The sequence below is a fragment of the Mycobacterium sp. 1165178.9 genome, from assembly GCF_001673555.1.
GTDB lineage: Bacteria > Actinomycetota > Actinomycetes > Mycobacteriales > Mycobacteriaceae > Mycobacterium.
Genome location: NZ_LZMB01000509.1, coordinates 1 through 6,089 on the forward strand (window position 1 = coordinate 1; position 6,089 = coordinate 6,089).

Annotated in this window: 7 protein-coding genes and 1 pseudogene; 4 read left to right on the top strand and 4 right to left on the bottom strand. The window is 68.9% G+C overall.

All coding sequences use genetic code 11. The features are described from left to right. Both A5652_RS21675 and A5652_RS21680 read right to left on the bottom strand, forming a co-directional pair. A pseudogene (locus A5652_RS21675) lies at positions 1-592 on the bottom strand (molybdopterin molybdenumtransferase); the annotation flags it as partial. 127 nt (positions 593-719) lie between these two features. Continuing rightward, complete coding sequence (locus tag A5652_RS21680; RefSeq protein ID WP_067356507.1) at positions 720-1,631, bottom strand: UTP--glucose-1-phosphate uridylyltransferase; 912 nt, start codon at positions 1,629-1,631, stop codon at positions 720-722. Positions 1,632-1,707: 76 nt separating this feature from the next. On the opposite strand from A5652_RS21680, the gene A5652_RS21685 reads away from it, so the two are divergent. The 4 genes from A5652_RS21685 (at position 1,708) to mscL (ending at position 4,015) form a co-directional block, all read left to right on the top strand. Beyond that, positions 1,708-2,343 carry a 5-formyltetrahydrofolate cyclo-ligase gene (locus A5652_RS21685; RefSeq protein WP_067356511.1) on the top strand — a complete coding sequence of 212 codons (636 nt, stop codon included), beginning with the start codon at positions 1,708-1,710 and terminating at the stop codon, positions 2,341-2,343. Positions 2,344-2,394: 51 nt separating this feature from the next. Then, positions 2,395-2,745: an FmdB family zinc ribbon protein gene (locus A5652_RS27110; protein ID WP_082984015.1), complete on the top strand. Its 351-nt coding sequence runs from the start codon at positions 2,395-2,397 to the stop codon at positions 2,743-2,745. Between the two features lie 64 nt (positions 2,746-2,809). Continuing rightward, positions 2,810-3,490 (top strand): SAF domain-containing protein, encoded by a 681-nt coding sequence (locus A5652_RS21695; protein WP_067356518.1) that lies wholly within the window; start codon positions 2,810-2,812, stop codon positions 3,488-3,490. 66 nt (positions 3,491-3,556) lie between these two features. After that, positions 3,557-4,015, top strand: a complete 459-nt coding sequence (gene mscL / locus A5652_RS21700) for a large-conductance mechanosensitive channel protein MscL (protein ID WP_067356521.1) — start codon at positions 3,557-3,559, stop codon at positions 4,013-4,015. Between the two features lie 40 nt (positions 4,016-4,055). Here mscL and A5652_RS21705 read toward each other — a convergent pair whose 3' ends face one another. Together A5652_RS21705 and A5652_RS21710 are read right to left on the bottom strand one after the other, a co-directional pair. Continuing rightward, positions 4,056-4,553: a molybdenum cofactor biosynthesis protein B gene (locus A5652_RS21705; RefSeq protein WP_067356524.1), complete on the bottom strand. Its 498-nt coding sequence runs from the start codon at positions 4,551-4,553 to the stop codon at positions 4,056-4,058. Between the two features lie 59 nt (positions 4,554-4,612). Next, on the bottom strand, positions 4,613-6,070 hold the full coding sequence (locus A5652_RS21710) for a S1C family serine protease (RefSeq protein ID WP_232001306.1): 1,458 nt from the start codon (positions 6,068-6,070) through the stop codon (positions 4,613-4,615). Positions 6,071-6,089 lie beyond the last annotated feature (19 nt).

Here is a 6,089-nt window from a genome sequence, read left to right on the forward strand (position 1 = left end):
TCGTCACCCGGGGCCGCGGGTGCACCAGCACCCGTTCGCGGCCGACCGCGGCCAGCAAACCGACCTGCGCCGCGCCGATTACCGTCCCGGACCGCACCGCCACGTCGCCGGGCTGGACGTCGTCGCCGGCGCGGCGCACGTAGGCGCCCGACGGCGCTCCCCGCAGAATCCGCACCCGCTGCGTCCCACCATCGGTCCACCGCAACGGCAGGACCGCGTCGGCGAGGGTCGGCAGCGGGGCCCCGGTCTGCACGCGCACGGCCTGGCGCGGCTGCAACCGGCTGGGGGTGCGCGAACCGGCCTCGACGGTGCCCATCACCGGCAGCACCAGGCCCTCGCGCGCGTCTCCCTCGCCGGAATCGTCGAACGGCCCGGGCAGGCTTTCGCTGCCCACCTCGCCGACGCCGAGCACGTCGACGCTGCGCACCGCGTAGCCATCGATCGCCGCCTGATCGAACCCCGGCATCGGGCGCTCGGTCACCACTTCCTCGGCGCACATCAATCCCTGCGCTTCGGCGATCGCCACACGTATCGGCCGCGGGGCCACCGCGGCCGCCGTGATCCGGGCCTGCTGCTCTTCCACCGAACGCACAGCGCGCCTCTCTGCCGTCGAGCCGCGCATCGGGCGACCCGCTCACTGCGCGGGCGGGGCATCCCCGCCCGGGACCGCTACGCGTTCCGCCGGCCCGCCGTCGTCCGCCAGCCGGGTTACCGCCCGGCTACTGCTCGGCCAGGCCTAATCGCGCCACCAACCACTGCCGCAAATCGGGGCCGTAGTCGTCACGATCCAATGCAAAGTCAACCGCAGCCTTGAGGTAGCCGCCAGGATTTCCCAAGTCGTGTCGAGATCCGCGATGCACGACCACGTGCACCGGGTGGCCCTCGGCGATCAGCAAGGCGATGCCGTCGGTGAGCTGCACTTCGCCGCCGGCCCCACGCTCGATGCGGCGCAAGGCGTCGAAGATGGCGCGGTCGAGCACGTAACGGCCGGCCGCGGCGAACAGCGACGGGGCGTCTTCAGCCTTCGGCTTCTCGACCATGCCCTTGACCTTGAGCACGTCGGGATTGTCGTCGTCGGCAATCGGCTCGACGTCGAAAACGCCGTACGCGCTGACCTCTTCCGGTGTTACCTCGATGGCACACAACACCGTGCCGCCGTAGTGCGCCCGCACCTTCGACATCGTCCCCAGCACGCCGGTGGGCAGCACCAGGTCGTCGGGCAGCAGCACCGCGATGGCGTGCTCGTCGTCGGCCAGCCGCGACTGCACGCAACCGATCGCGTGCCCCAGCCCCAGCGGCTCGCTCTGCACCACGGACTCGACCTTGATCAGCTGCGGCGCGCGGCGGACCTTGTCGAGCATCGCCGTCTTGCCGCGCTCCTCCAAAGTGCTTTCCAGCACCAGGTCTTCGACGAAGTGCGCGACGACGCCGTCCTTGCCCTCCGAGGTGATGATCACCAGCCGCTCGGCACCGGCCTCGGCCGCCTCGGCAGCCACTAGCTCTATGCCCGGCGTATCGACAACCGGCAGCAGCTCCTTGGGGACAGTTTTGGTCGCCGGCAAGAAGCGGGTACCGAGACCCGCGGCGGGCACGACTGCAGTGCGTGGCACCACCACGTTTGGCCTTGACATTGTTCACACGATAACCCGCATCCCCTTCGCCGAGTCGATGTGGCGCGTCCGAAGACCCGGCTGTCATGGTTGACGCATGGCGACCACCGGCAAAGCCGCGTTGCGCGAACAGCTGCTCGCCGCCCGGCGTCAGGTTGCCGACGACGTTCGCGCCGCCGAGGCGCAGCAGGTATGCGCGCGGCTGGAAGCCCTGGAAAGCATTGTGACCAGCGACAGCACGGTCTGCGCCTATGTGCCGGTAGGCACCGAGCCGGGGTCAATCGAGATGCTCGACATGTTGTTGCGGCGCGCCGGACGGGTCCTGTTGCCGGTTGCGCGCACCGCCGCCGCCAACGCGCCGCTACCGCTGTCCTGGGGTGAATACCGGCCCGGCACCCTGACCACCGGGCGGTGGGGGCTGCTGGAACCGCCGCCGCCGTGGCTGCCGGCGTCGGCCCTCGCGCAAGCCGGCGTGGTGCTGGTGCCGGCGCTCGCCGTGGACCGCCGGGGCGTGCGGCTGGGCCGGGGCCGGGGTTTCTACGACCGCTCGCTGGGAGCTCGGGACCCGCTCGCGCCGCTGATCGCGGTCGTCCGGGACGCGGAAGTGCTCGACGAATTACCGGCGGATCCGCACGACGTCCCGGTGACCCACGCGCTCACGCCGCGCCGGGGATTGATCGATCTCGCTGGCCCTGACATATCGGGAATGAGACATGTCACGTGGCGGTTCTAGCACTTGAGACGCTAGAGTGCTAATCAGGTTTGCGATCATCCGGAGGTTTTTGTGCCGACTTACAGCTATCAATGCACCGAGTGCGACGATCGCTTCGACATCGTGCAAGCCTTCACCGACGACGCCCTGACCACGTGCGAACGCTGCTCCGGGCGGCTGCGCAAGCGCTTCAACTCCGTTGGCGTGGTGTTCAAGGGCAGCGGCTTCTACCGCACCGACAGCCGCGAGTCGGGCAAGAAGCCGTCGAGTTCGAGCAACGGCTCCTCGTCGGGCGACTCGGGATCGAGCAGCTCGGCATCCAGCGAGAAGTCCGGCTCCGGCTCGAGCGAGAAGTCCAGCTCCAGCTCGAGCGACACGTCGAGCAGCGCCTCGAAAACGTCGACGGCCGCCGCCACCAACTGACGGTTATCCACACCGGCCTTGTCGGCCGTGAACCCGAGTGCCGGGTTGCGCCTACCGTTGCGGAGTGGGCGAATCATCGCTGAACCCAAGCCTATTGAGCCGGCTGTCGCTGTGGCTGCGGCCGGACTGGACTCGCACAGTGCTGGCACGCCGAGTCGCCGCGGGCGCGCTGGTCGTTCTGGCCGGAATCGCCACGCTGCGCTCCCATCCCGCCGGTGATTACGCACAAGTCGTGGTCGCCGACCATGACCTTCGTCCCGGTGTCGGGTTGACAGCCGCCGATGTTCGGCTCGAAAAGCGTTTGACTGCAACCGTTCCCGACGGGGCACGAGCCGACCTGGGCACGGTGGTGGGTTCGACGCTAGCCGGCCCCACACGACGCGGCGAGGTCATCACCGACGTCCGCTTGCTGGGAAGCCGGTTGGCGGAGGCCGCAGTCGAGTCAAAAGCGGGGCCGGGCGCCCGCATCGTGCCGCTGCATCTGGCCGATGGCGCACTGATCGACCTCGTGCGGGTCGGCGATGTGGTCGACGTGCTGGCCGCGCCGGCCGCCAGTGCGCCGGATGAATCCCACGCCGCCCCCAAGGTGGTGGCCACCGACGCCGTGGTGGTGCTGGTTTCGGCCAAAGAAAAGATTCAGGCCGCCGCCGACGACCGCGTAGTGTTAGTTGCGCTGCCGGCTCGTGTGGCGAACGCGGTGGCAGGGTCGGCGCTGGGCCAGACCGTGACGCTCACCCTGCACTGAGTGCCTGGCCGTTGTTGGTTCGCTGGCCGGCGGTAACTCCGTCCAGTCCGAGAAAGGCCGTCTCCAATGCTCAAAGGGTTCAAGGAGTTTCTCTCCCGGGGCAACATCATCGACCTGTCCACCGCGGTGGTCATCGGTACCGCTTTCACCGCACTGGTCACCACTTTCACCAACGCCATCATCAAGCCGTTGATCAACCGGATCGGCGTCAACCAGAAGTCCGATCTCGGCATCCTGCGGATCAGCATCGGCGGCGGTCAGACCATCGACCTGAACGAAGTCCTCTCGGCCGCCATCAACTTCGTGATCATCGCCGCGGTGGTCTACTTCTTGGTCGTGCTGCCATACACCACCCTGCGCAAACGCAATGAGGTGGAGCCTGCCGACGACGCCCAGGTCGTCCTGCTCAAGGAGATCCGCGACCTGCTCGCGCAGACCAACGGCGAATCGCCGGGCAAGCACGGGAATGTGACCACCACGCCCCCACCCGACTACGGGCCCCGCGCGGAAGCCGAAAAGAAATAGTCGCGTCGAGTCGAAGGCAGCGCGCACCCCGCCGCGAGGTCTAGATCTCCAGGCTGGACAACTGCCCGATGATTTGGGCCGCCAACGGGTTCAGCGTCGCCATTCCGTCGCGGACCGCGTAACGGGAGCCGGCGAGGTTGACCACCAGCGTGCTGCCGGACACCCCGGCCAGACCGCGGGACAGTCCAGCGTCGATGATCCCCGCCGACAGGCCCGAGCCGCGGATCGCCTCTGCGATGCCGAGGATTTCGCGATCCAGGATTTCGCGCGTGGCCTCCGGGGTGACGTCGCGGGGGGTGACGCCCGTCCCGCCGACCGAGACGACCAGGTCGACCCCGCCGATCACCGCGGTGTTCAGAGCGTTGCGGATCTCGATCTCGTCAGCGGCGACTGCGACCACCCCGTCGACGACGAATCCCGCCTCGGTCAGCAGTTCGGTTACCAGCGGACCGTTGTGGTCCTCGTCCCCATGAGCGGTGCGATCGTCAACCACCACGACCAAAGCCCGGCCGACTACCAATTCCGCACCCGTCTCCATGGGTGCAACCGTATATCCGAGCTCAGACAATCCGGGCGCCGAGGGTTCGTCCACTCTCACTACTGATCCGCCTTTCCGAGGGTTACCGGCAAGCTCCGGCTGCCGCCACCAGCGGGATCCTGGAACGTCAGCGAGATCTTGTCACCGGGTGCTTTGGACCGCACGGCCGCGACCAACGCGTCGGCGCTGTTGATCGGCCGGTCGTCAACCTTGGTGACGACCACGTTCTTGGGGACGCCGGCGGATGCCGCGGCACCGCCCGCGACGACGTCGACGACCTTGGCGCCGGGGGTGCCCTTGTCGTTCATCACCTGCACGCCGAGCGAGGCGTGGGACGCCTTGCCGTTGGCGATCAGCTCGTCGGCGATGCGCTTGGCCTGATCGACCGGGATCGCGAAGCCCAGACCAATGGAACCGCTCTGGGCATCCGGCGAGTCGGCGCCCAGGGTGGCGATGGCGGAGTTGACGCCCACCAGCTGGCCGCTCATGTTGACCAGCGCACCCCCGGAGTTACCGGGGTTGATCGCGGCGTCGGTCTGGATCGCGTCCAGCACGGTGTTCTGGTTGCCCGACTCACCGGTGGTGGACACCGGCCGGTTCAGCGCGCTGACGATGCCCGTGGTTACCGTGCCCGACAGACCCAGCGGCGACCCGATCGCGACGACCGGCTGGCCGACGTGCAGATCGGACGACGAGCCCAGCGAGATGGGTGTGAGTCCGGACATGCCCTGCACGCGAATCACGGCGATATCGCTGGTGGGGTCCGCGCCGACCACCGTGAACGGTGCGGTGCGGCCGTCAGAGAAGGTCACCGTCGTCTTGGCCGTCGGGGCGCCGGCACCCGCGCCGCCCGGGCCACCCGGTCCGCCGGGAGGCACGGGAGCCCCGGGCGGGCCTCCGGGCCCTTTGGGCGGTCCCGCTGCCGCGGCGATCACGTGGTTATTGGTCAGGATGAGCCCGTCGGTGGACAGGACGATGCCGGAGCCCTCTTCGGACGCCCGACCTATGTCGGTCTCGAGCATCACGACGCTCGGAACCACCTTGGAGGCGACTTGTTCGACGCTGCCGGGTGGCATGTTCGCGGCCGGGACGCTGGGCGCCGCCCCGATGACCCGGCCGCCGCCGTTGCCCGTCGAGTGCGTGCCGAGCTCGATAGCGGTGGCCGCGGCACCGCCGATGCCGGCCGACACCACCGCGATCGCCAACGCACCGACGACAAACAGCCCTGCGCGAGAACGCTTTTGGGGCTCCGGCCGGACGGGCATGCCCGGCGGCATGCCGGGAATCGGACCCGCGCCGGTGCCTCCCGGTATCGGGCCTACACCGGTTCCCCCGGGAATCCGGCCCGGCCCGGTGTTGCTGAAGGGCTCGTAGGGCGGACGGAACTGGGTCGTCGGCGACGACGAGGGCTGCGACCGGTAGCGCCAGTCGTACTGCTGGTTGTACGGCTGCTGTTGTCCCGGGCCGTAACCTGGGGACCCCGCGTGGCTCGGGACGGGCGCAGTTTGATTAGGCACGGGCGGGTATCCCGGCTGC